This window comes from Trinickia symbiotica, assembly GCF_003028655.1.
Classification (GTDB): Bacteria; Pseudomonadota; Gammaproteobacteria; order Burkholderiales; family Burkholderiaceae; genus Trinickia; species Trinickia symbiotica_A.
The window spans coordinates 1-24,680 of the sequence record NZ_PYUC01000001.1 but is presented as its reverse complement, the minus strand read 5'-3'; the positions used below and the strand labels follow the sequence as shown (position 1 = coordinate 24,680).

The following is a 24,680-nucleotide window of genomic DNA, read 5'->3' as shown; positions in this document are numbered from 1 at the left end:
ATTTGAACCAGGGACGTTACGAGGTCGGAGCAGAAATGAACGTATCCGCAGACATTCGCCAACTTGTCGAGCGGCGCAAAGAGGGCTACAGCCTCGAGGCGCCCTTCTATGCGAGCGAGGAGATCTTCGCGCTCGACATCGATGCGATCTTCCGCAAGCACTGGATCCAGGTGGCCGTCGAGCCGGACCTTCCCGAGCCCGGCGACTACGTGACGGTCGAAGTGGCGGGCGAATCCGTGCTCATCGTGCGCGATGACGACATGGCGATTCGCGCGTTCCACAACGTCTGCCGCCATCGCGGGGCGCGTCTTTGCAACGAGGAGAAGGGCACCGTCGGCAACATCGTGTGCCCTTACCACAGCTGGACCTATAACCTCAACGGCGCGTTGATGTTCGCCGAGCACATGGGCGAGAAGTTCGATCGCTGCAAGCACAGCCTAAAGCCCGTGCACCTGCAGAACCTCGCCGGACTCATCTTCATCTGCCTCGCGGAAGAGCCGCCGGCCGACTTCGACGTGATGCGTGCCGCGATGGAGCCGTATTTGCTTCCGCACGATTTGCCCAATTGCAAAGTCGCGGCGCAGGTCGACATCATCGAGGAGGGTAACTGGAAGCTCACGATGGAGAACAATCGCGAGTGTTACCACTGCGTCGCGAACCACCCCGAGCTGACGATCTCGCTCTATGAGTATGGCTTCGGCTACCAGCCGTCCCCGTCGAACGCGGAGGGGATGGCCGCCTTCGAGCGCGCCTGCGTCGAACGTGCCGCGGAATGGGAAGCGATGAGCCTTCCGTCCGTCGAAGTCGAACGCCTTTCGGACGTGACCGGTTTTCGGACGCAGCGCCTGCCGCTCGATCGCGGCGGCGAATCGCAGACGCTCGATGCAAAGGTTGCCTCGAAAAAGCTGCTCGGCGAGTTCAAGCGGGCGGACCTCGGCGGACTCTCGTTCTGGACGCAGCCGAACTCGTGGAATCACTTCATGAGCGATCACATCGTGGCGTTTTCGGTGATTCCGTTGTCGGCCGGAAAAACGCTCGTCCGCACGAAGTGGCTCGTGCACAAGGATGCCGTGGAAGGCGTCGATTACGACGTGGAGAACCTGACCGCCGTCTGGAATGCGACGAACGATCAGGACCGTACGCTCGTCGAATTCTCGCAGCGCGGCATCGGGAGCAGCGCTTATGAGCCGGGGCCCTATTCGCCCTTTACCGAAGGGCTCGTCGAAAAGTTTTGCGATTGGTACATCAGGCGGCTCGGCGCTCATATCGGCGTATGACGGCCATCGGCAACGGTAACGGTAACGGTATTCAAGAGGTAACTTCGATGATGCGAGACGCGCAAACCTTGGAGCCCGGAGAGAGCCGGCTCACGCGGCCCGCGTTCTGGAGCCGGCTTGGCGAGCGCTGGACGAGCGACGCCGAGGAGACGCTCGTCTGTTGCCAGGTCCGGCAGGAGACGCACGATGTGAAGAGCTTTTTCTTCATGTCGCGAGAAGGGCGCTCGTTCGCATTCGAGCCAGGACAGTTCGTTACGCTCGAGCTCGACATCGAGGGCGAGACGATCAACCGCTGCTATACGATCTCGTCGGCGCCCACGCGCCCGCACACGATTTCCATCACGGTCAAGCGCGTGCCCGGCGGCAAGGTGTCGAACTGGCTGCACGACAATCTGCGCCCGGGCGATACCGTCCGGATGCTCGGGCCCGCGGGCGAGTTCACCTGCGCGCGGCGCCCCGCCGGCAAGTACCTGTTCCTCTCCGCGGGCTCCGGGATTACGCCGCTGATGTCGATGAGCCGAGCGTTTCACGAGCTCGGCGAGGACCGCGATATCGTCTTCGTCCACAGCGCTAGAACGCCGGACGACATCATCTTCGCGCGCGAGCTCGACCTGATCGCGGCCAACCAACAACGGTTTCGCACCTCGTTCGTCTGCGAACGGATAGGACAACGAACGAACTGGCATGGCGTGACCGGGTTCTTGAACCTGGCGCTGCTGAAACTCGTTGCGCCCGACTTCATGGAGCGCGAGGTGTTCACGTGCGGACCCGCGCCGTATATGAAGGCCGTGCGCGATATGCTGGCCGAAGCGGGTTTCGACAACGCGCATTATCACGAAGAGAGTTTCACGTTCGGCGCACCGCCGGAGCCGGTCGCGGGCGATGCAATCTCGCCACCGCAGTCGTCGCCGGCGCAACCGGAGGAGACGAACACCGGGGCGACGTCAGCCGAGCGCTATGCCGTCTCGTTCGCGAAGAGCCGGCGCGACATCGAGTGCGCGGCCGACCAGCACGTCCTCGACGCGGCGCGCCAAGCCGGGCTACGCCTGCCGGCCTCGTGCACGCAGGGCATGTGCGGCACGTGCAAGGTGAAGCTCGTGTCCGGGCAGGTCGACATGAAGCACAACGGCGGCATCCGTCAACGTGAGATCGATCAAGGCATGGTCCTGCTGTGCTGCAGTAAGCCGCTCAGCGACCTCGTGATCGAGAAATAGCAACGCAACGTTTCCTCTAGCAAAGCCCGCCCGGTCAGACAGCTTTCCTTTGCGCGCATCGCACAAGTCGTTTACAGGCAAGCGCGTGTCGCAAAGCGAACTCTTTCAAAATTATTGGCCGCTCAATGTAGACACTCCAGTATCGTTAGGAGACCTGATCATGAAACTGATGCAGAAATTGATGCTCACCCTTGCCGCCGGCGCGGCGCTCGTGAGCGCACTACCCGTTGCGGCCGATACGAAACCGACGATCAAGATCGGCTACGTCGAAGGCTGGGACGACAGCGTGGCGACGTCGAACGTGGCCGGCCAGATCATCGAGAAGCGCCTGGGCTATCCGGTCAAGCTCGTGCCCGTGGCGGCGGGCGTGATGTGGGGCGGCGTCGCGCGCGGCGACCTCGATGCGACGCTTTCCGCGTGGCTGCCTGCCACGCATGGCGCGTACATGGCGCAATACAAGGACAAAGTCGTCGATCTCGGCGCGAACTTCACGAATGCCAAGATTGGCCTCGTCGTGCCCGCCAACGTGAAGGCGGCGACGATTGCGGACCTCGAGTCGGAAAAGGATGAGTTCGGCGGACGTATCGTCGGCATCGATGCGGGCGCGGGCGTCATGATGAAGACGGCTGATGCGATCAAGGCCTACAAGCTCGACTACCAGCTCATGCCGAGTTCGGGTAGCGCCATGACGGCCGAGCTCGCGCGCGACATGCATGCGAACAAGCCCATCGTCGTCACCGGCTGGGCGCCGCACTGGATGCTCGCGAAGTGGAAACTCAAGTTCCTCGACGATCCCAAGAAGATCTTCGGCGATTCGGAGCACGTCGACAACGTGATCAATCCCGAACTCGAGAAGAAGGCCCCCGCGGTCGTGGCATTCCTCAAGAAGTTCCAATGGCAGCCGGGGCAGATCGAGAGCGTGATGCTGGAGACGGAGAACGGCGCGAAGCCGGACGCGGCCGCGAGCAAGTGGATCGCGGCGCATGGCGACGAGGTCAATGGCTGGCTTGCCGACGCGAAGTAACGCCGCGGCGGAGGGTGGCCGGTCGGACGGCCCGTGGGAGGTGTGCACCGAATTGGGGCGCACCTCCCTTTTTGTATGGGAGGAGATAAGGAAGCCTTAATGTCATTTCGGCAAAATAGCGGGTATTGACGTCTACCTGCAATTTCAAAGGAGAACACTAATGGCCGAACAGACATCGATAGTTGCTCAAGAGGCAGCGGAATGGGCTAGTAAGGTCCCTCAGGCGACGGCCGTATTCTGGCTCGTCAAGATCCTGGCGACGACGGTCGGCGAGACCGGCGGCGATGCGTTGTCGATGACGCTGAACCTTGGCTATGCCACCGCGACGCTCGTTTTTCTTGCGTTTTTCGTCGTCACGCTTGGCTTGCAGATTCGCGCCAAGCAATATCATCCGGCTATCTACTGGGCGGTCGTCATTGCCACGACGACGGTCGGTACGACGACGTCGGATTTCTTCGATCGGACAGCGGGTTTTGGGTATGTCCTGTCTTCGGCGATCCTTCTGGTGGCCGTGCTGGCGATCCTCGCGGTCTGGCGCCTGACGGCTGGGCGGATCGAATATCAGCATATTCTGCGCCCTCGCGATGAAGTGTTCTATTGGGTCACGATTCTCGTATCGAACACGCTGGGTACCGCGCTGGGCGACTTCACGGCGACGAGCCTCGGGCTCGGTTTCGAGCGAGGCGCGCTCGTGTTCGGGGGACTGCTCGTGATCGTTGCGCTGACATGGGGGCTCTCGAAGCGCATCCCGACCGCTGTGCTCTTTTGGGCGGCGTACGTGCTGACGCGGCCACTCGGCGCAACGTTGGGCGATACGCTCACGAAGCCGCATGCCGAGGGCGGGCTCTCGCTCGATCGCATATCCGCATCGCTTGCCATTCTGGCCGCGATGGCCGTCGTCGTCGTGATCCAGCATTTCACGCGTGACGGCGCGAAGCGCGTCGCTTCAGCCTCGTCAGAATGATCGTCGCTAGGGCGATTCGAGCTGCGCTCGCTCGATCTCTTGCGGATGCAGGCAGCGATAAGCGTCGAAGAGTTGTGAGCAAAGCGCTGCGAGCGCCTCGAGATTCACGGCCTGTTCGGCGTGCTCGATCTCCTGCGCGTTGAGCACGTCGTCGAGGATCGGAGCGAGGCGGCGCAGTTGCCGGAAGGTGGCGGAATCAAGTTTCATGTTCGGGGTTCCGTCGCCGGACCGCGGAGCAGTCCTGGTTCGAGTCCGTCGCAACGCATGACAGGCGCTCGAACGCAAAACACTGCGCACGCGATGCGAGCGAGTCTCTCGTCTGGCGGTGCATGGGGAGCCAGCATAACGCGGACCGATCGGTAGACGACTTATGTATTGTTATAGGTTGTTAGCGCAAAGCGCTGGCGTTACGAGCCGTTACATCATCCACACTACCGTTTCACCTACCGGACGTATCGCGGCCTAGCATTGACTTCGTCACTCGAAGACAGCTGCAATCGAAAAGACGACAGGCAACAGGGAGCGATACGAACGAGATGCAGCGAAACGTCGCCGGGTGTCGCGATCAGGCGCACTGGGAGTTCGCCCATCGCAGTGCTGAGCGGCGAGCACGCCGGCGCGCTTGACCGTGAGGTTCGCCGCTCGAGGGAAGTGTTCGGCTACATGCTACTGACCGCCCAACGGTTCCGGCCATTGCGCCGCGGGCCTGGCCGGTCTTTCCGTCGGCATCGGCATAGCTTGATTGCCCGACTGCGTTGCACCGGGCGCCGCGCCGCCGATTCCGGTATTGGTCTGCGCCGCGCGACTCTCGGCGGCCTGAATGTCGTTCGGATATTGCGGGTCTTCGCCCGTCGCGGGGTTGTAACCCGCTTGCTCGAGACGTTGCAGGTCGTCGCGTACTTGTGCACGGGTGGCGGGTCCGTTCGATTGCTGAGCAAACGTGACGACAGGTGCGATAAGCGCTGCGCAAATGATGCCGGTTCGAATAGCGATATTCATGATCGTGCCTCCAGGTCGCTGATGCGACTGCTCACGGCAATGAGCAGCGGTGACAAAAAGGATAGTGCAGCAACCTTAAGGCCCAATTACGATCTGGCGGATTCGATTAGGATCGTTTTACGGATCGTTACGATGCTGGAAAGCGATGTCAGTTTCCGTCAACCAGTCGAAAGCATGAACGACGGACGAAGGGAGTCGGGCGACCCAATCGATCGAACGGTGCGCTTACTTCTTCGGCAATCCCTCGAATGCCTCGACGGAAATCATGGCTGCCGCGTTGGCCGGTGCGGGACGCTCAGCGGGCCGGAAGACTGCATCTCCACGTCGAATCGCGCGACGTGAAACGATGCAGGTGCCCGAAGCATTGGCCGAGCGACGGCGCCAGCGCTGCTCACCGTAATGGCAGCGGCCCGGTTCTACCCAGCGAATGACGAGCGTGTTTTCAGACTGTTCGAGAATCTGGATCTGGACGCGACTAAGATCGGGAGCGGGGGATTTTTTGGTCCTCATTTCTGTTCCTTGAAACGAGCCCCCTTAATGTATTCGCCCCAAGCGGCAAGAACCATCGCCATATCGCGAGAAACACAATTTTGAATTTCGCAACAACGGCGGCTGCAGCGGGCCGATTTGTCCGATTGTTCGCAAACGTTGCCCAATTCCGCGGCATTTCGCCGGCATTGTCTGGTCGAACGTTGCGATCGATGTCGCCATGTAGGGCTAATTCGGCTTGACGGCGTCGCCCGGATGCGTCAGCGACACGTCGTCGCACTTCGTCAATACAGTGTTTCGCACACGCCCCGACCTCCGGGGCCGGCCGTTACAGCGAATGCAAGCCATGTTTGAGCGTGGGCAAGATCGACGCCACCAGCAACGCCGCCATTGTCCAGTTGAACGCGCGCAAAACCGCCGAGCTCGATAGCAGTCGCCGGACTGCGACGCCAAACGCGGCCCAGACGGAGACGCTCGGCAAGTTCACGATCGCAAAGGCAGTCGCCAGTGAGACTGCGTTGATCAGCAGATCGTCGTTGAGCCGAAACGCCGTCACGCCCGTCAGCGCCATCATCCAGGCCTTGGGGTTCACCCATTGAAACGCCGCGGCTTGAAGGAACGTCATCGGCCGCGGGTTGGCGTTCGAGATTGACAACGAGCGCGACGTCGCAATCTTCCACGCAAGATAAAGCAAGTAAGCGACGCTTGCCGCCTCGAGCGCGGTGTAGAGACCGGGCACGCGCTCGAATAGCTGGCCAAGCCCGAGCCCGATCGCGACCATCATCACGGTGCAGCCGAAAGTGATTCCGGCCATATGCGGCAATGTCCTGCGAAAGCCGAAGTTGACGCCGGACGCCAACAGCATCGTGTTGTTCGGGCCGGGGGTGATCGACATGACGAGCGCGAATGTCATTGCTGCGGGCAGGACGGCATAAACAGTGGGAGGCATCGGCGGCTCGTCCTTATCGATGATCGGGATGACCGCAGTCTATCCAGTCTGACCGGTACGGTACCGATACGGTTGCTCGCATAAATATCGGTACGGTCGCGCCGCTCCAGTGGCAAACCGTCTGGAAACCGCGCCAGGCATGGCCCTTGCGCAGCCAGCCGCCGTTTTGCACGTCATACCGTTCCTTACGGGTAAACACTGATCATGTAGCTGGATTACTTGCATAAGATAGGACGATATGAAATTTGGCTACATCGCTCGAGTCGTCGGCTGGTCGTCGAGGCCTCGCGAGTGAGGTTGCGATTCCCTGCATCAAGGTTGCCGGTGCCTGCCTGGCGTCCGAGGCGGTCAATCCGTTGCCAGCGAAATCCGGTGCTGTCCGTAAATCAGATCAACGCACATGGAGAGACACATGCAGGTCAATCGTTGGCCAATAGCGTTGCTGTTGGCGGCTGTCTGCGCTAGCGCCCATGCGGGCGAGAGCGACAATGCAGAACTTCCCTTCCCCCATTCGGCGGCATCGCCCGGTGCCGATTTCGCTGCTCACCGGCGCGCGGAGAAACTGCTCGAGCAGATGACGCTCGACGAAAAGCTGCAGATGATTCATTCGGAGTACGAAATGAGTCAGGTGCCGGGCGGCGGGGCGGGTTATATCCAGGGCGTCCCGCGCCTTGGCATTCCGAGCCTCGACATGGTGGATTCGGCAACGGGCTCGGGCAGCACCACGCAGCCGAGCACGACATTCCCGGCCACGATCGCGTTGGCGGCAAGCTGGGACCGTCCGCTCGCTTATCGGTTCGGTGCCGTGATCGCGGACGAGTTGCGCGCACAAGGATTCGCGATGGGGCTCGGCGGCGGCACCAATCTCGCGCGCGAGCCGCGCGGCGGCCGACTGTTCGAATACCTCGGCGAGGACCCGGTACTGGCCGGCGAGATCTTGACGGCGCGGACGTTCGGCACGCAAGACCACAAAGTCATTGCGACGATCAAGCACTACGTCGGCAACGAGCAGGAAACGGGGCGCATGGGCGGCAACAGTCAAATCGACGAGCGCACGCTGCGAGAACTCTATCTGCTGCCGTTCGAGATGGCGGCGCGAGTGGCGCGCCCCGGCAGCGTCATGTGCAGCTACAACCGCGTCAACGGAACGTACTCATGCGAGAACTCGCACGTGCTCAGCGAGATCCTCAAGCATGACTGGGGCTTTCAGGGGCAGGTGCAGTCCGACTGGGGCGCGACGCATAGCACGGCAAACGCTATCAATGCGGGCCTTGACGAGGAAGAGGATGTGGGTCCAACCGTCTATCTGACGCCAGCCCTCGTCAAAGACGCGCTTGCGAGCCACGCCGTTTCGCAGGCGCGGCTCGACGATATGGTGCGGCGCAAGCTCTATGTGATGATTCGCACGGGCGTGCTCGATGATCCGCCTGCCGGCGGTACGCCGATCGACTTTTCGAAGGCCAACGCATTGGCACAGGCCGCCGAGGAGCAATCGATCGTTCTCCTAAAGAACGACAACGGGCAATTGCCGCTCGTCGCGTCGGGGCTCGCGCGCATTGCCGTCATCGGCGGCCATGCCGATGCGGCGGTGCTCACGGGCGGAGGCTCCGGCGACACGCGGGACCCGGTGACAGGCTCGTTCGCCGGATGCGGCGGCTTGACGTTCGGTTCGTCGACAGGCTGCAATTGGTGGACGAATCCGTGGCTCAAGCTCGACGTGCCGATCGTGAGCGCGATCCAAGCCTTGGCACCGACGGCGCAAGTGAGCTTCGCCGGCAACAGCGATCAACAGTCGCCGTTCAGGGCATACACGCCGCAGGAGATCGCTCAGGCGGCCACGCTGGCGGGCCAGTCCGACGTCGCCATCGTCGCCGTCGCGCAACCGGCGGGCGAGGATTTCGGAGACTTGTCGAGCCTCGGTCTTGCCAACCCGACGAATCAGGATCAGTTGGTCGAGGCCGTCGCGAAGGCCAATCCGCATACGATCGTCATCGTCGAAAGCGGCAATCCCGTGTTGATGCCGTGGAAGGATCAGGTCTCCGCGATCGTCGAGGCATGGTATCCGGGCGAGGGCGGCGGGCGCGCGATCGCGAACGTGCTGTTCGGCAAGGTCAATCCGTCGGGCAAGTTGCCGGTCACGTTCCCCGCGCGCGATCAAGATACGCCGACCTGGGGCATCGACGGCACGTTCGCGACCGATCCCGTCTACTCCGAAAAGCTCGACATGGGGTACCGCTGGTATGACGCGAAGAACATCGCGCCGCTCTTCGAGTTCGGTTATGGCCTTTCGTACACGCACTTCAGCTATTCGAACCTTTCGGTCAGATCCGGGCTGGGGCACACCTTGACGGTAAGTTTCACCGTCAAGAACGATGGCCGTGTCGCCGGCGCGGAAGTGCCGCAGGTCTATCTCGGTGTCGATTACAGCGGTGAACCGCCGAAGCGGCTTGTCGGCTGGCAGAAGGTTTATCTGCAACCGGGTGAAGCAAGGGAAGTTCGAGTGACGATTCCGGAGCGGATGCAGAGTGTTTGGGACACGGCGAGCAACGGATGGAAGTACGTGCCCGGCAGCGCGGTTTATGTGGGCGCCTCGTCGCGAGATATCCGCCTGCAGAGCCGATGAACGATCGATAAGCGGCGGCGATTGACGTCGCGCGATTGGCAAGCGCCGGCCACTGCGCCGGCGCTCGCGATTGGAGCGCAGCCATTTCGGCTTCCGCAAAGCGCAGCGCGAGTGGTAGCTCAAACGGTCACCACGAAACGCAGCCCGATCAATCGATCGCCGCATGCGAGGCGATATCGGCCGAGTGCGTACCGGGCTTGCGAATCAGAATCAGCAATGGGATGGCGAGGAGCGTGGCGACGAACATCAGCTTGAAGTCGTCGAGGTACGCGATCATTGCAGCCTGCTGAGTAATTCCGCGGTCGAGCATGGCGATGTCGATTCTCGAGCCGGATGCGAGCAGCGGCTGAACCGCGGGGTTGAAGGCGGTGATGTTCGCCGCGAGATCGGCATGCGATACCTGCGTGTAACGCGTCATCAGTGTCTGGACGATGGAAATGCCGATACTGCTGCCGATGTTGCGCATCAGGCTATACGTGGCAGTGCCATCTGCACGAAGCTCGGCCGTCAGCGTCGAGAATGTCAGCGTGCTGAGCGGCACGAACACAAGGCCGAGCCCGAATCCTTGCACGACGCCGGGCCAAACGATGTCCGACTCCGAGAGCACAATGGTGTAGTGCATCATCTGCCACAACGCGAACGCCGAGATCAGCATGCCCGCGAGCAACATCAGCCTCGAATCGATCCGCTTGAGCAACTTCCCGGCAATCAGCATGGCGATCATCGTGCCCGCGCCGCTCGGGGCGGTAACGAGCCCGGCGGCGGCGACGGGATAGCTCATCAGATTTTGCAGCATCGGCGGAACCAGAGCACGCGTCGCATACAAGACAGCGCCGACGATAAAAATGAAGAAAGTGCCGACCGCGAAGTTCGGATCGCGCAGCAGTTCGCGCTTGAAGAACGAGACTTTGCCCGCCGTTGCGGTATGCGCGACGAAAAACGCAAAGCTGATCGACGCGATCAATGCCTCCGCGACGATTTCCTTCGAACCAAACCAGTCAAGTTGTTCGCCCCGGTCGAGCATCGCCTGCAGGGCGCCGATGGCGAGGGCAAGGGTAGCGAAGCCGAACGCGTCGAACGTGACCCCGCGCCGCGGCGCTCTCGCGGGCAAGAACGCCGCGATGCCGGCGAGCGCCATGATACCGATCGGCAAGTTGATGAAGAAGACCCAACGCCACGAATAGCTGTCGGTCAGCCAGCCGCCGAGCGTCGGGCCTAGAATGGGGCCGACCATCACGCCCATTCCCCAGATCGCCATAGCCTGCCCTTGCTTCTCGCGCGGATTGACGTCGAGCAGGATCGATTGCGAAAGCGGCACGAGCGCCGCCCCGAAGACGCCCTGCAGCAGTCGCGAGCAGACGATTTGCGCGAGCGTCTCGGACAAGCCGCAACACGCCGAGGCGATCGTGAAGCCGGCGACCGAAATCGTCAGCAGCCGCTTCACGCTCAGGCGGTCCGATAGCCACCCGGTGAGCGGCGTGGCTATCGCAGCGGCGACGATGTACGAAGTCAAGACCCAGGTGATCTCGTCCTGCGAGGCCGACAGGCTGCCCTGCATATGAGGCAGCGCGACGTTGGCGATCGTGCTATCCAGCGTCTGCATGAGCGTCGCCAGCATGATCGAGACCGTCAGCATGGGCCGATTCAGCGGGCGGGCCGCTTCAGTCGCGGACAACGTCTGTATCAATGAACTCTCCTGTCGGGCTCGCTGCGCCTGTGGACGCTCCGCGGAGCGGGCCCTTTCCGGGTCAGTCCGTATCCGCCACTAGCTAGCGGCGGCGATCCAATTCATAAGCATGCTTATTATATCCGAGCTCATCGATGACCGGAAAGTACTCCGAGCAAGCCGGTCTGACCCGTTCCCCTATAATCCGCGCATGGACAAAAGCTACGAGAGCCGGCTGGGCTTCCTGGTGACCGACGTCGGGCGCCTGTGCGGGCGCCTTTATGACAAACGTGCTAGGCGGCTCGGGCTTACGCGCGCGCAGAGCCGCGTGTTGGCCTATCTGTCTTGGAGGGGCGAGATGAACCAGGCGCGCCTCGCCGAACTACTCGAGATCACGCCGATTACATTGACTCGATTGCTCGACCGAATGGAAAGTTACGGGTGGATCGAGCGCGCGGCGAGCGAAGCCGATCGGCGTGCGTTCACGATTCGACTCACGCGTAAAGCGCGGAGCATCTTTCCGCGTGTCCTCGAGGTCGGCGACGAAGTTGCCGAGGAAGGGTTCAAAGGCATGTCGCCCGCTGAGAGGGACACCTTGATCCGTCTGTTACAGCAGGTGCGGAGGAATTTCGTCGAAAGCATCGGCGAAGGTGTCGAATAGGTAGCTAGCGAGCGATTTGGTCGGTTTTGGGGCCGCTCGCAGCCGGTATGAACCACTACCCGAATTCGTCGCGTGCGATGTTCACGCGTTCGGGCAGGGGCTCAGCCCCGCGCTCAGCAGGACCCCCGCTCGATCAACTCGAAGCCGACGTCGAACTTGCGCTGCCGTTGCGCGCGCCCCTCGATTTTGGCGATGAGCATGGATGCGGCGAGCTTGCCGATCTTCGTGCCGTCGATGCGGATCGTAGTCAGCGGTGGGTCGGTGTCGACGGCGAAAGTCTGATCGCCGTAGCCGACTACCTTCAATCGCCGGGGCACCGCGATGTCACGGTGACGCGCTTCGATCAAGACACCGAGCGCCATGATGTCCGCGCCACAGAATACGGCGTCTATCGACGGATGCTCGTCGAGCAGGCGGGTCAGCGCGCGGCGGCCGTCGCCGAGGGAGGCCGGCGAGGCGACCGATATGACAGGGATCGTCCAATCGCCATCGAACGCGCCGATGAACGCCTCGGCGCGCAATTGCGCGCGGCGGTCGCCCGGCGTGACGATTGCCGGGCGTTTTGCGCCGCGTTCGCTCAGATAGCGTGCCGCCGATTCGCCGACTTTTTGGTGCGAAAAGCCGATCAACATGTCGAGCGGCGCGCGCGTGATGTCCCACGTTTCGACCACCGGGATTCCAGAGACGCGTAGCTTTTGCCGCGACGCTTCCGAATGCACGACGCCGGTCAGCACGATGCCCGCGGGACGCCTGCCGATGATTGCCTCGAGCAGCGCTTCCTCGCGTGATTCGTCGTAGCCGCTCTGGCCGAGCAGCAATTGATAGCCTGCCGCGTCCAGCTCGGTGGTCAATGCGGTCACCGTTTCCTGGAAGACGCCCCCCGCCATCGCCGGGATCAATGCGACGATGAGCCGGCTGCGGTTGGACGCGAGCGAACCCGCGATCAGGTCGGGCGTGTAACCGGTCTGCCGCACCGCCTCGCGGATCCGCGCGAGTGTTTCGCTCGACACGAGCTCGGGGCTGTTGAGCGCCCGCGAAACCGTGACCTTCGTGACGCCGGTGAGCTTCGCCAGATCGCTCAGCGTGACGCGGCCAGTACCTTTGCGAGAGCGCCGCAGGGCGCTACTCGCGACGGGGACGGCGGTTTCGATCGAGGGTTTCGTCACGGAGGCGGTGGATCCTGTGCAAAAGATTGCTGGCAATTATCCCAGAAGCCTACTAACATCGCGCAGTGTTACCGGTTACATATACCGGTAACACTTCGTCGAATGAATACAGAGAGCCGTGCGCCGCCGTTCGACGCGGCCCGGTGGAGACATCCTGGCATGTGGCAGAACAAGACTGCTTTCGATGGGCCGTTCGTGAGGCTCAGTCCACGCGACAACGTCCTGATCGCGCGGGAGGCGCTCGGGATCGGGCATCGGCTAGTCATCGATGGCGAACCGGTGCGTTTGCGCGCGCAGATCGAGCCCGGTCACAAGATCGCGGCCGTTCGTTTATCCGCCGGCGAGGCGATCCGCAAATATGACACGGTGATCGGCGTGGCCGCGCGTGTCATCGAAGCCGGCGAGCACGTTCATACCCACAACGTCGCGCTGACTCATCTCGACTGCGACCCAGGCTTCGGACTCGACGTGAAGCCGGTGGATTACGTTCCGCAAGCGCAACGTGCGACTTTCGCCGGCATCGTACGGCCGGACGGGCGAGTTGCAACGCGTAACTTCATCGGGGTCATTGCGTCGGTCAACTGCTCGTCGACGGTCATCCACCAAATCGCCGCGTGGTTTACCGCTGAGCGACTGCGGCCCTATCCGAACGTCGATGGGGTAGTCGCGTTCGCGCAGACGAGCGGTTGCGGAATGTCCTCGCCTAGTGAGCACTTCGATGTTTTGCGTCGTACGCTCGCGGGCTACGCACGGCATCCGAATCTCGCCGGTGTGCTCATCGTGGGACTCGGCTGCGAGCGCAATCAGGTCGGCGACTTGCTCGACTCCCAAGGTTTGCGGATCGGCGCCACGACGCATGCGCTCGTCATGCAGAACGAAGGCGGCACGCGTGCGACGATCGCTGCCGGCATCGCGGCGGTCGAGAAAATGTTGCCCGCGGCTAACGATGTCGTCCGCAGCCAGGTGCCGGTCAGTCACTTGAAGATCGGGCTTGAATGCGGGGGCTCCGACGGCTTTTCCGGGATCACGGCGAACCCGGCGCTCGGCGCGGCGATGGATCTGCTCGTGCGCCACGGCGGGACGGCGATTCTTTCCGAAACGCCGGAGATTCATGGCGTCGAATTCATGTTGACGCGGCGGGCCGTAACCCCCGAGGTCGGGCAGAAGCTGCTCGATCGGCTTGCGTGGTGGGAGCGTTACACGCACGGTCACAACGGACAGTTCAACGGCGTCGTGGGACCTGGCAACCAGCGGGGCGGGCTTGCAAACATCTTCGAGAAGTCGCTTGGCTCCGCGATGAAGGCGGGCACCACGCCACTGCAAGCTGTCTACGAATACGCCGAGCCGATCGATCGCGCCGGGTTGGTATTCATGGATTCGCCCGGCTACGACCCGGTGGCCGTCACGGGGCAGATCGCGAGCGGCGCGAACCTCATTTGCTTCACGACGGGACGAGGCTCCATGTTCGGCTCCAAGCCCGCACCCACGCTGAAGCTCGCGAGCAACACCCCGATGTTCAGGCGGCTCGAAGACGACATGGATGTCAACTGCGGGCTCGTGCTCGACGGCGAGCGTTCGATTGCCGAAATGGGGCAGGAAATCTTCGAGCGCATCGTGCGTGCCGCGTCGGGCGAGCGTACGAAAAGCGAATTGCTGGGCCTCGGAGATCATGAGTTCGTGCCGTGGCACATGGGCATCGTGAGCTGATGCCACGAGCTGCCCCGAGCTGCCAGGGGCGACCACGAGAGCAGTGGAGCATCGCGATAGATCACAATAGAACAGGAGACACGAGATGCAGCAGACAGCACAACGGAGGCGCCCGTCGAGGGTGAGATGGTGGGTCGCTGGGCTGATGTGGGCCGCGATCGCGATCAATTACATCGATCGCACGGTGCTGTCGGCAGCCGCGCCGCGCATTCAGTCGGAGTTTCATCTAAGCGCGGTTGAAATGGGTGTCGTCATGTCCGCGTTTTTCTGGTCGTACGCGCTTTTGCAACTGCCGGCCGGCATGTTGGCGGATCGCTTCGGTCAGAAGAAGGTACTCGGCTTCGCAGTCCTCTGGTGGTCGCTCGCGACAGCCGCAACGGGCATCGCGAGCGGTTTCCGCTCGCTCGTTGCGCTGCGGGTGGCGCTCGGTATCGGCGAGGCCGGTGCCTATCCGAGCAACGCCGGCATTGCGACGCGCTGGTTTCCGCGCCAGGAGCGCGCGAGGGTGGCTGGCATCTTCGATAGCGGGTCCAAGCTCGGCGGTGCGGTCGCGTTGCCGCTCATCGCCGCGATGCTTGCCGCTTTCGACTGGAAGCTCACGTTCGTGCTGACGGGGCTGCTCGGGATCGTCTGGCTTGCGGTCTGGTTGATCACGTTTACCGATTCGCCAGCGGACAACAAGCGCGTCGACGCCGATGAACTCGCGCACATCGAGAGCGGGCAAAACGCACGGTCCGCGTGGCGTGCCGCGCCGTCGGACTGGCGCCGCCTGCTTGCACATCGGAACATTTGGGCGATGTGCATCGGCTTTTTCATGATCAACTACAACTCGTACTTCTTCATCACATGGTTGCCGACCTACTTGGTCAAGGCGCGCGGCCTTACGTTGATGGAGATGGGCTGGGTCGCATCGCTGCCTTTGCTGGCGTCGATCGTCGTCGAAGTCGCGGCCGGTTGGGCATCCGATCGCGTCTATGCGTCAGGCCGGCTCTCCCTGACCGCGACGCGCAAGCTCTTTCTCGTCATTGGCCTGGTGATGGCTTCGAGCATCGGGCTCGCCGCGTATGCGCATTCGGCCGTGGTGGCCGTCCTCCTGCTCATCGTCGCCAAGTCGGGAACGACGGTCGCGGCGTCGCAAGTATGGGCTTTGCCGGGGGACGTCGCACCGCCGAACGCCGTCTCGATGGTCGCGGGGCTGCAAAACATGGTGTCGAATCTCGGCGGCGTGATCGGGCCCATCGTGACGGGCGCGATCGTCGCCGCTACCGGTTCGTTCGTGCCGGCTCTCGTCGTTTCGTCGGCACTGATCGGGATTGCGATCCTCAACTATCTGTTCCTGCTCGGCAGGGTGGAGCCGATCCAAACCAGCGGCCATGCGACGAACTCTCTCAACCACGAGCAGCGAAATGCAGATGTCAGCTTCTAATCCCTTCAAGGCCGCGCTTGCCGCGCGCCGCAAGCAGATCGGCTTTTGGCTTTCGATGGCGGATTCGTACCTGGCCGAAGTCAGCGCGACCGCGGGCTTCGACTGGTTGCTCATCGATAACGAGCATGCGCCGAACGACTTGCGCGGCACGCTCGCGCAGTTGCAGGCGGTTGCGCCGTACGGAGCCGAGGCCGTCGTAAGGCCGGCGGCTGGCGATCCGGTATCGATCAAGCGGCTGCTCGACATTGGCGCACGCACTTTGCTCGTTCCCATGGTCAACACAGCGGATGAAGCGCGCGCGCTCGTCGCCGCCGTGCGCTATCCACCGCACGGCATACGCGGAGTAGGCAGCGCCGTGGGCCGGGCGTCGCGTTGGAACGCGCGAGCGGATTACCTCGACGTCGCCGACGATGAAGTCTGCCTGCTCGTGCAGGCCGAGACGATCGCCGCGCTCGATAACCTCGAAGCGATTTGCGGCGTCGACGGCGTCGACGGCGTATTCATCGGCCCCGCAGACTTGGCTGCTTCGATGGGCCAACGGGGCAAGGCCGGGCACCCCGATGTCCAGCGCGCAATCGACGCCGCGATTCGCACGATCGTCGCATCAGGAAAAGCCGCGGGCACGCTCACGTCCGACCCGGCGTTGGCGCGGCACTACCTCGAGCTCGGCTGCACGTTCGTGGCGACGGGCGTGGACATCCTGATGTTCGCGAATGCCGCGCGCAAGCTTGCACGTGATTTCATGGATGTTCGGGCGGGGCGGCGTGAAGACGCACCGTTCGGTTGAACGCGACAGTACTGAATCATCGGGCATGAGCTCACCCCTTGATTCACGTCGTTTCCGCATCTGGCACCACTAAAACCAGGTCCGTCTCGGCGACTGCCACGCAAGGCAGGACAAGGCCTTCCGCCTTTTCCTCCTTCGTGAGCCCCGGCCATTCGATCCGATAGGTGACGCGCCCGCTCACCAAGCGGCAGATACACGATCGACAGGTGCCATTACGGCATGACCTCGGCAAGCGAATCTCGGCAAACCCGGCAGCCTCGAGCAGGGACAAGTCGGCCGGCGCTTCGAACGTGCGGCCGAGTGGTTCGACGCGAACGAGCGGTGGGCGAGTGGGCGTGGGCATGAGGCGGTTGTGCGGCATCGCCGCCGCTAGCGAACGTTATGGCGCCGCAGCATACCCGAAACGGAATGGGAGATGGAGGTTTTGCCGGCATCGAGGGTTAGTCCGCCCTTGCATTCCCTGATTTCGCCAGCCGAATCCGACGTTGGCCGCCAAGCTTGCGTAAAACTTGCGTGTTGGCGCAAACGTCCTAAAGTGAATGCAACCGGCGGCGGGTCTAACGCGCTTTTCCGCCGTGCAGGCCGCGCTTTTTTTCACGAGGGCGGCAATTTCCGGGCGCGGCACTCGTCACGGCAAAGGCGAATCCGATGCAGATCACATTCCCGAAAGAGATCCCCGAGTATTCGGGGCGTGAGTTGACCCTGGCGTTTCCGGCGCTCGTCGATGGCGAGCGCGTGGAGTGCACGATTACGGCAGAAGCGCTCGAAGATCATTTCGGCGCCGCTTCGCCGCGATTCGAGGACATGCTCGGCGCATTCGACGCTCACCGCCCGCGTATCGAGGCCGCGGCGCGGCGCTTGTTGTCCGAGACGAACGCGCAATGCGTGGTGCTTCGGAGCGGCTACGTCAGGTTCTATGTGGCGAACGCACGCGTTTAGAAAGACACGCTGCGCTGCCACAACCAATCGCTCCGTCGCACGGGGCGCACCGTTGCAGTCCCGCAGGACCGCAACAGGCCGGGTAACGGCGCTCGCTCCGGCCATTCACTCCGAGCCAAGGTAGAAGAAGCGGAAGAGGAAGATCGCCGCGATGATCCAGACGATCGTCTTCACCTGCCGCGCGCGGCCAGTCAGCAGTTTCAACCCTGCATAAGTGATGAACCCGAAGGCCACGCCGTTTGCGATCGAGTAGGTGAACGGCATCAGGAGCGCGGTCAGGGCGGCGGGGACGGCTTCGGTCGCATCGTCCCACGGCAGCGCGGCGAGCTCGCGCAGCATCAGGCAGGAAACATAGAGCAGCGCGGGCGCCGTGGCGTAGCTGGGCACGACGCCAGCCAACGGCGCGATGAAAAGACAAGCGAGAAACAGGATGGCGACAGTGATCGCCGTCACGCCGGTGCGGCCGCCGGCCTGCACCCCGGAGGCGCTTTCGATATAGGCCGTGGTCGATGACGTGCCGAGCATCGAGCCTGCGACGATCGCCGTGCTATCGGCAAGCAGCGCCTTGTTGAGGCGATCCATCTTCCCTTCGACGAGCAGCCCCGCGCGATTGGCGACGCCCATCAGCGTGCCCGTTGCATCGAACAATTCGACGAGGAAGAAGACGAGAACGACGTTCAGAATGCCGGTGGACAGCGCGCCGCCAATATCCAGATGAAAAAGCGTCGCATCGATCGAAGGCGGCGGCGACACCACCCCATGAAATTGATTGCCGCCGAAGAAGAACGAGAGCACCGTCACGCCGAGAATCCCGATCAGAATCGCGCCGCGGACTTTGAGGAAATCGAGCGTCACAATGGCGAAGAAACCGATCGTCGCGAGGATGACCTCCGGCTTGTGCAAGTCGCCGAGCGTGACGAGCGTGGCCGGGTTGCCGACGACGATGCCTGCGGACTTCAGCGAAATGATCGCAAGGAAAAGCCCGATGCCGGCAGTAATCGAAATCCGTATCGAGTGCGGGATGCCGTTGACGATCATCTCTCGCACGCGAAAAAGCGTGACGCAGAGAAAGAGACACCCGGAGATAAAAACCGCGCCGAGCGCGGCTTGCCAGGTGAATCCCATGCCCTTCACGACTGTATAGGCGAAATAGGCGTTGAGGCCCATTCCCGGCGCACACGCGATCGGATAGTTCGCGTAGAGGCCCATGATCAGTGTCGCGAGCGCGGAGACGAGGCAGGTCGCGACGAACACCGAATCTTTGGGCATGCCGGCGTCGCCGAGAATCGCCGGGTTCACGAAGATGATGTAAGCCATCGTCAGAAACGTGGTTACACCGGCAAGCACCTCGGTGCGCAGATTGGTACCCGCTTCCTCGAGGCCGAAGTAACGCTTCGCCGCTTCGAGCGGGGAAAAGGCTTTCACTTGTTCCATGAGCGGTATGTCTCCTGATTCTGATAGCCGTTCGATCTTGTGCGGAAGAAACGTCGAGTCCGGTTGTGCCGTACTGTACACAGCCGTCGCGCGGAAACCAGCCGCCGACTGTAATAGCGACTATTTGGACGACGCTACGCTGCGCGCATCGGCCGTGCCGTGAAACTACGGCGGCACGGGCGTCAGCCGCGGTTCAGCACGGCGGTGAGGATATCGACAGGGAGCGGGAAAACGATAGTGGAGTTCTTGTCGGCGGCGATTGTAGTGAGCGTTTGCAGATAACGCAATTGCATCGCCTGCGGCTCCCGGGCGAGCGTCTGGGCCGCTTCGAGCAACTTCTGCGAAGCTTGCAGTTCGCCGTCGGCGTGGATGATCTTGGCCCGCCGCTCGCGCTCAGCCTCGGCTTGGCGCGCGATTGCGCGGATCATCGATTCGTTGATGTCGACGTGCTTGATTTCGACGTTCGAGACCTTGATGCCCCAGGCATCCGTTTGCATGTCGAGCGCCTTCTGGATATCAGCATTGAGCATTTCGCGCTCGGCGAGCAACGTATCGAGCTCGTGTTTGCCGAGCACGGCACGCAGCGTGGTCTGCGAAAGCTGGCTGGTCGCCTCGAAGAACCGTGCGACCTGGATGACGGCTTTTTCCGGATCGACGACGCGGAAGTAGACCACCGCGTTGACCTTGACCGATACGTTGTCGCGCGTAATCACGTCCTGTGGCGGCACGTCGAAGACGACCGTACGCAGATCGATGCGGACTACCTGCTGAATGATGGGCGCGATCAGGACGAGCCCTGGCCCCTTGACCTTCCAGAAGCGTCCGAGCGTAAACACGACGCCGCGCTCGTATTCGCGGAAGATGCGAATCGCCGAGGCGATGACGATGATCGCCAGCAGGATCAAAAGACTGCTGAAGCCGAAAGTGAAGCCGATCATGACGTTTCTCCTTCTTTTGGATCGACGATGGGGGCCACGGTTAGCGTCAGGCCGGAGCGCCCGATCACGCGTACGCGGCTTCCGGCGGGAAGCACGGCCGAGGCGCGCACGCGCCAGCGCTCGCCGCGCACGTGCGCCCAACCCGTCGCCTCCGCGCCCAACCCGCCGCCATCCGCGCTCGAAAGACCATCGTCGATGATCTCGCCGAGGCAGCCGACCATGGCTTCCGAGCCCGTTACGACGGGGCGTCGCCGTGCCCTTAGCGCAAAGCTCGAGACAATGAAGACGAAAAGGCCGGTCGCCACGGTCAGTGCGGCGATGACGGGGAGCGGGACGCCGTAGCCGGGCACGTCAGTGTTGACAAGCATCATCGCACCCGCCGCGAACGCGACGATACCGCCGAATCCAAGCGTGCCGAACGTCGGCAGGAAAGCTTCAGCGATCAGGAACGCAATGCCGAGGAAGATCAACGCGAGGCCGGTGTAGCTGATCGGCAGCAACTGCAGGGCGAACAGGCCGATCAGCAGCGCAATGGCGCCCGCGACGCCGGGCAGGACGAAGCCCGGATTCATGAACTCGAAAAAGAGACCGTACATGCCGATCGTGAGGAGAATCAGCGCGACGTTCGGGTCTGTAATGACGGAGAGCAGATGACTGCGCCAATCGGGTACGAGCGTGACGGTGCGCGCATTGGCCGTCGCGAGCCGGTGGCTGCCCGTCGCGGTTTCGATCGTGCGGCCGTCGAGTTGCCGGAGGAGGTCGGGTACGTCGCGCGCGCTCATGTCCACGACATGCTGCTCGACGGCTTCGCGCGCCGGCAGGCTCACCGCTTCGCGGACGGCGCGCTCGGCCCATTCGACATTGCGTCCGCGCATCTGCGCGAGACCTCGTATGTAGGCGACGGCGTCGCTGATGCGCTTGCGTGCTTCCGTCGATTGCGTGTCGACGGCGGCTGGGGCGGAGGCGGACTTGTCGCTGCTGGCGTTTTTGCCCGTATCGGCGGGCGGCGTGCCGGGACTGCCGCCGACGCCGAGCTCGATCGGTGTGGCCGCGCCGAGATTCGTGCCTGGCGCCATCGCGGCGATGTGGCTGGCGTAGATGATGTACGTTCCCGCGCTCGCCGCGCGTGCGCCGCTCGGCGCGATGAAGGTGGCCACGGGCACCGGAGAGGCGAGAATCGCCTTGATGATCTGACGCATCGACGTGTCGAGACCGCCCGGCGTGTCGAGCTCGATGACGGCGAGCTGCGCGTCGTCGTGCGCGGCGCGCTCCAGGCCACGCGAAATGAAATCGGCGCTGGCCGGGCCGATTGCACCGGCGACGGGAATGACGACGACCTCGAGCGAGGCGGCCGATGCGGCCATGCCCGCGAGAAGCAAAGCTAGCGCAGCCGCCGCGCGGGCCAGCCGCGCCAGCATCCCTGGCGCGTGGCGCCGATTGTGCATTGCAACCTCGGTTGACATCATGCACGGCAATAGGCGGGTTTCCATCGTTCTGAGCAGACGCTGCGAGAGCGTCGCCGCCGGCGGCAACAGGCCGCTTTGTCGCTTAAAGCTTAGGACGATTCGGGCGTGAGAGGGGAAACAGATGAAGCCGGCGCGCTCGGCCCACTCGACGCTGCGCCAGCGCATCTGTGCGAGACCGCGTTGTAGGCGATGCTTCGCTGATGCGCTCGCGCTTGTGCTTGCTAATTGCGATGACCGTCGAGGGGCATTACGGCCCGAGTCGCCCTTCGCCGGATGCTGCCGCGGCGATCTGCCGAGCTTCGATATAGATTCGCTTGATGTTCGGAAAGCGCGATTGAATGCTGCGTTCGATGCGCTCGATCGCCACCGCAATCTCCTTACCGGATGTGCCCGGCTTGAAGCTGACGTCGAGCGTCAGCAAGATGTCGTCTGGCCCGAAGTACATCGTCAGGGGTTGTGCGGCCGACGCTACCGCATAGTCTTCCTGGACCAGCTTCCGGATGGCACGCGCAATTTCGAGCTCGACGCCTTCGCCCAGCAGCAGGCTCCGCGTTTCGTACATGAGCAGGCCGGCCACGGCGGCCAGAACAAGGCCGATTGCGATCGACGCTGCTCCGTCGAGCGCTGGCATATTGAATCTATGACTGGCATAGACGCCGATCGCCGCCAGCAGCAATCCGAGAAGGTCGGCACTGTCTTCGGCGAGGACCGTTATGGTGCTGGGGTCCTTGCTCGAGTGCAACGCCTGCCAGAACGGCCTACTGCCTTTTTCCTGGAGCGTGGCACGCAAGGCGATCGTGAAGCTCGCGCCTTCGAATATCGCAGCGCAGCCAAGCACGATGTAGTTCCACATCGCATCTTCCAACGGGGCGGGATGCAATATATGCAGCAGTCCCTGATACGCCGATATGCCGCCCCCGACGCCGAAGATCATTACCGCGACGATCAAACTCCAGAAGTAGACTTCCTTGCCGTACCCGAAGGGATGCTCCGAGTCCGGCGGTCGCCGGCTGCGTTTCATTCCGAGGAGGAGCAAAAGGCCGTCGCCTGCGTCCACTACCGAATGGATCGCCTCTGACAGCATGGCTGAACTGCCGGTAATGCCGGCTACGATGAATTTCGTCGTGGCGACGGCAATGTTGCCGGCCATTCCGCCGTAGACCACGATGATCGATTCGGCCATCTTTGGCCTCTGCGTCGATTGATCCGGAACGTCTGCCGCCGTGGATGCGAGCCGCCGGCACAGACCCATACGGCAACTGCGCTGCGCGCACGCTGAGTGCTGTGTCTCGCCACTGCCTCGCATCGTGCCGCCGAACATGCCATCAACCAAGTATCGCGGCGGTCCGTGCCAGCAGGCCGGGCGACAGGCTTACGTTTGGCTTTCCCATCGCACTTGCATCGTCCGTGCCACCCGGCAACGTTAGAAAATCGACTGCCTGGTGAGTGTGGTCAACCATTCAAGCGACAAGGTGCCGGCGAGCGAGTTGCTGTTCGCATCGAGCCCCGGCGACCAGACGCAAACCGCCATTTCGCGCGGCAGCACGGCGACGATGCCGCCGCCTACGCCGCTTTTGGCTGGCAGGCCCACGCGATAGACGAAATCGCCCGCCGCGTCGTAGGTGCCGCAGGTCAGCATCAACGCGGAGAGCCGTTTCGCCGAGCTCGAATCGACGATGCGCTCGCCGGTGGCCGGCGCGATACCGCCGTTGGCGAGAAAGAGGGCGGCGCGAGCGAGCTCGATGCAATTCATCTCGATCGCGCATTGACGACAATAGGCATCGACGACAGCTTCGGGCGGCATGTCCAAATTCCCGAAGCTGGCGATGAAGTGGGCCATCGCGCGGTTGCGCTCCGCGTGGCGAAGTTCGGATTCCGCGACGCGTGCGTCGTAGTCGATATCGGAGACGCCGGACAGCCGGCGCACGAACTGGACGAGCGCGGTTTCGGCGCGCACGAAACGGCGACAAAGGACGTCGGTAACGACTAGTGCGCCAGCGTTGATGAAAGGATTGCGCGGTAATCCCCGTTCAGTCTCGAGCTGAACGAGCGAATTGAATGCTGTACCGGATGGCTCGCGTCCGACGCGTTGCCAAAGCGCGTCGCCGAGTAGTTGGAACGCCAACGTACAAGCGAACAGCTTCGAGATGCTCTGGATCGAGAATCTTTGCTGCGCGTCGCCAACGCTGAACACTTGGCCATCGAGCGTGACGACGGCCATGCCGAAACGCTCGGCCGGAATTTTCGCGAGTTCTGGAATGTAATTGGCGACGCGGCCGGTGTTGCGCCACGGTTCGATATCGCGGTAGATCTGCTCGAGGATCGGTTGATAGTTCACGACGAGTCTGCCAGGTTGATTGCGCTTCGCTGACCGCGCGTTTCCGGCGCGTGCGACGGACGGACCCGTATGGAACCGGCAAGCGGCACCGACGTCAAGCGTCGTGGCATTCGGATTGCGACTACTCGCGGGACGCGGCGGGGCGCTGCGACTGGTTCATTGCGGCCGGTTCGTTGCGATTGCTCCTGCGGTTATCGGCGCACTCGTTCGCGATGCATTTTCCGCTTGCGGCGCTTCGCGAAGCGGCCTAGAATCACGCCCTTTCGCGCGGTCGGTGACGGCGGCGCGAGAGAGGGAAGGGGAACGGCGAGCGGCGCGCATCGTGCAGTCAACGAGGCGCGCGGTCAGCGGTTGGCGGGTGAGTGATGTGACGCTGAGCAGTGTGCGACGCAATCAAAAAACTCGTTGACGACTGGCGGGTGACGCTGCATAATCTCGCTTCTCTGCTGCTGATGCAGCAACGCAAGACGGCGGTGCCGAAGGGTAGTGGTGGTAGCGGCGCCGAGGCGGTTGAGCGAACGATCTTTAACAATTCACAGCCGATAAGTGTGGGCGCTTGATGGCGAACGCGGCCGGTTCCTGGGCTTGTATCAGGAAGCGGTATAGCGCAAGT

Annotated in this window: 22 protein-coding genes; 10 read left to right on the top strand and 12 right to left on the bottom strand. The window is 62.6% G+C overall.

All coding sequences use genetic code 11. The features are described from left to right. Positions 1-35: 35 nt before the first annotated feature. From C9I57_RS00120 to C9I57_RS00105, 4 genes are all read left to right on the top strand, one after another. Positions 36-1,277: an aromatic ring-hydroxylating oxygenase subunit alpha gene (locus C9I57_RS00120; protein ID WP_107149200.1), complete on the top strand. Its 1,242-nt coding sequence runs from the start codon at positions 36-38 to the stop codon at positions 1,275-1,277. 47 nt (positions 1,278-1,324) lie between these two features. Then, positions 1,325-2,491 (top strand): hybrid-cluster NAD(P)-dependent oxidoreductase, encoded by a 1,167-nt coding sequence (locus tag C9I57_RS00115; protein WP_107149201.1) that lies wholly within the window; start codon positions 1,325-1,327, stop codon positions 2,489-2,491. Between the two features lie 169 nt (positions 2,492-2,660). Further along, complete coding sequence (locus tag C9I57_RS00110) at positions 2,661-3,515, top strand: glycine betaine ABC transporter substrate-binding protein (protein ID WP_440130171.1); 855 nt, start codon at positions 2,661-2,663, stop codon at positions 3,513-3,515. A 160-nt stretch (positions 3,516-3,675) separates the two neighbouring features. Then, a complete protein-coding gene (locus C9I57_RS00105; RefSeq protein ID WP_107148640.1) occupies positions 3,676-4,479 on the top strand; it encodes a COG4705 family protein in 804 nt (267 codons plus the stop codon). 6 nt (positions 4,480-4,485) lie between these two features. On the opposite strand, the gene C9I57_RS00100 is transcribed toward C9I57_RS00105, so the two are convergent. From C9I57_RS00100 to C9I57_RS00085, 4 genes are all read right to left on the bottom strand, one after another. Then, a complete protein-coding gene (locus C9I57_RS00100; RefSeq protein WP_107148639.1) occupies positions 4,486-4,686 on the bottom strand; it encodes a hypothetical protein in 201 nt (66 codons plus the stop codon). A 459-nt stretch (positions 4,687-5,145) separates the two neighbouring features. Continuing rightward, positions 5,146-5,478, bottom strand: coding sequence for a DUF4148 domain-containing protein (locus C9I57_RS00095; protein ID WP_107148638.1), 333 nt, complete (start codon positions 5,476-5,478; stop codon positions 5,146-5,148). 225 nt (positions 5,479-5,703) lie between these two features. Further along, a complete protein-coding gene (locus tag C9I57_RS00090) occupies positions 5,704-5,988 on the bottom strand; it encodes a DUF3331 domain-containing protein (protein ID WP_107148637.1) in 285 nt (94 codons plus the stop codon). Positions 5,989-6,295: 307 nt separating this feature from the next. After that, complete coding sequence (locus C9I57_RS00085; protein ID WP_107148636.1) at positions 6,296-6,916, bottom strand: LysE family translocator; 621 nt, start codon at positions 6,914-6,916, stop codon at positions 6,296-6,298. Positions 6,917-7,328: 412 nt separating this feature from the next. Here C9I57_RS00085 and C9I57_RS00080 point away from each other — a divergent pair, with 412 nt between their 5' ends. Then, a complete protein-coding gene (locus C9I57_RS00080; protein WP_107148635.1) occupies positions 7,329-9,539 on the top strand; it encodes a glycoside hydrolase family 3 C-terminal domain-containing protein in 2,211 nt (736 codons plus the stop codon). Between the two features lie 148 nt (positions 9,540-9,687). On the opposite strand, the gene C9I57_RS00075 is transcribed toward C9I57_RS00080, so the two are convergent. Beyond that, a complete protein-coding gene (locus C9I57_RS00075) occupies positions 9,688-11,175 on the bottom strand; it encodes a DHA2 family efflux MFS transporter permease subunit (RefSeq protein WP_107148634.1) in 1,488 nt (495 codons plus the stop codon). A gap of 241 nt (positions 11,176-11,416) precedes the next feature. On the opposite strand from C9I57_RS00075, the gene C9I57_RS00070 reads away from it, so the two are divergent. Then, a complete protein-coding gene (locus C9I57_RS00070) occupies positions 11,417-11,866 on the top strand; it encodes a MarR family winged helix-turn-helix transcriptional regulator (protein WP_107148633.1) in 450 nt (149 codons plus the stop codon). Between the two features lie 113 nt (positions 11,867-11,979). Here the strand turns inward: C9I57_RS00070 and C9I57_RS00065 are convergent, their stop codons facing one another. Continuing rightward, positions 11,980-12,948, bottom strand: coding sequence for a LacI family DNA-binding transcriptional regulator (locus C9I57_RS00065; RefSeq protein WP_107149199.1), 969 nt, complete (start codon positions 12,946-12,948; stop codon positions 11,980-11,982). 243 nt (positions 12,949-13,191) lie between these two features. Between C9I57_RS00065 and C9I57_RS00060 the strand changes: the two genes are divergently transcribed. The 3 genes from C9I57_RS00060 to hpaI all read left to right on the top strand — a co-directional run bounded on the left by C9I57_RS00060 (position 13,192) and on the right by hpaI (position 16,952). Further along, a complete protein-coding gene (locus tag C9I57_RS00060) occupies positions 13,192-14,739 on the top strand; it encodes a UxaA family hydrolase (protein ID WP_107148632.1) in 1,548 nt (515 codons plus the stop codon). A gap of 85 nt (positions 14,740-14,824) precedes the next feature. Beyond that, positions 14,825-16,165 carry an MFS transporter gene (locus C9I57_RS00055; RefSeq protein ID WP_107148631.1) on the top strand — a complete coding sequence of 447 codons (1,341 nt, stop codon included), beginning with the start codon at positions 14,825-14,827 and terminating at the stop codon, positions 16,163-16,165. Beyond that, positions 16,152-16,952 carry a 4-hydroxy-2-oxoheptanedioate aldolase gene (hpaI, locus tag C9I57_RS00050; RefSeq protein WP_107149198.1) on the top strand — a complete coding sequence of 267 codons (801 nt, stop codon included), beginning with the start codon at positions 16,152-16,154 and terminating at the stop codon, positions 16,950-16,952. The genes C9I57_RS00055 and hpaI overlap by 14 nt, the downstream gene beginning before the upstream one ends. 43 nt (positions 16,953-16,995) lie before the next feature. On the opposite strand, the gene C9I57_RS00045 is transcribed toward hpaI, so the two are convergent. Beyond that, the gene (locus C9I57_RS00045) at positions 16,996-17,295 is read right to left on the bottom strand and encodes a 2Fe-2S iron-sulfur cluster-binding protein (RefSeq protein WP_107149197.1); all 300 of its coding nucleotides are present in this window, start codon (positions 17,293-17,295) and stop codon (positions 16,996-16,998) included. Positions 17,296-17,600: 305 nt separating this feature from the next. Between C9I57_RS00045 and C9I57_RS00040 the strand changes: the two genes are divergently transcribed. Further along, the gene (locus tag C9I57_RS00040) at positions 17,601-17,891 is read left to right on the top strand and encodes a DUF1488 domain-containing protein (protein WP_107148630.1); all 291 of its coding nucleotides are present in this window, start codon (positions 17,601-17,603) and stop codon (positions 17,889-17,891) included. Between the two features lie 105 nt (positions 17,892-17,996). Here C9I57_RS00040 and C9I57_RS00035 read toward each other — a convergent pair whose 3' ends face one another. The 5 genes from C9I57_RS00035 to C9I57_RS00015 all read right to left on the bottom strand — a co-directional run bounded on the left by C9I57_RS00035 (position 17,997) and on the right by C9I57_RS00015 (position 24,067). Further along, positions 17,997-19,325 carry an NCS2 family permease gene (locus C9I57_RS00035; RefSeq protein WP_107148629.1) on the bottom strand — a complete coding sequence of 443 codons (1,329 nt, stop codon included), beginning with the start codon at positions 19,323-19,325 and terminating at the stop codon, positions 17,997-17,999. 182 nt (positions 19,326-19,507) lie between these two features. After that, positions 19,508-20,263 carry a slipin family protein gene (locus tag C9I57_RS00030; RefSeq protein ID WP_018442194.1) on the bottom strand — a complete coding sequence of 252 codons (756 nt, stop codon included), beginning with the start codon at positions 20,261-20,263 and terminating at the stop codon, positions 19,508-19,510. Then, positions 20,260-21,708: an NfeD family protein gene (locus C9I57_RS00025; protein WP_258187420.1), complete on the bottom strand. Its 1,449-nt coding sequence runs from the start codon at positions 21,706-21,708 to the stop codon at positions 20,260-20,262. Before C9I57_RS00025 ends, C9I57_RS00030 begins: the two co-directional genes overlap by 4 nt. 268 nt (positions 21,709-21,976) lie before the next feature. Then, positions 21,977-22,912, bottom strand: a complete 936-nt coding sequence (locus C9I57_RS00020) for a cation diffusion facilitator family transporter (protein ID WP_107148628.1) — start codon at positions 22,910-22,912, stop codon at positions 21,977-21,979. Between the two features lie 240 nt (positions 22,913-23,152). Continuing rightward, positions 23,153-24,067 (bottom strand): glutaminase, encoded by a 915-nt coding sequence (locus C9I57_RS00015; protein ID WP_107148627.1) that lies wholly within the window; start codon positions 24,065-24,067, stop codon positions 23,153-23,155. Between the last annotated feature and the right edge of the window lie 613 nt (positions 24,068-24,680).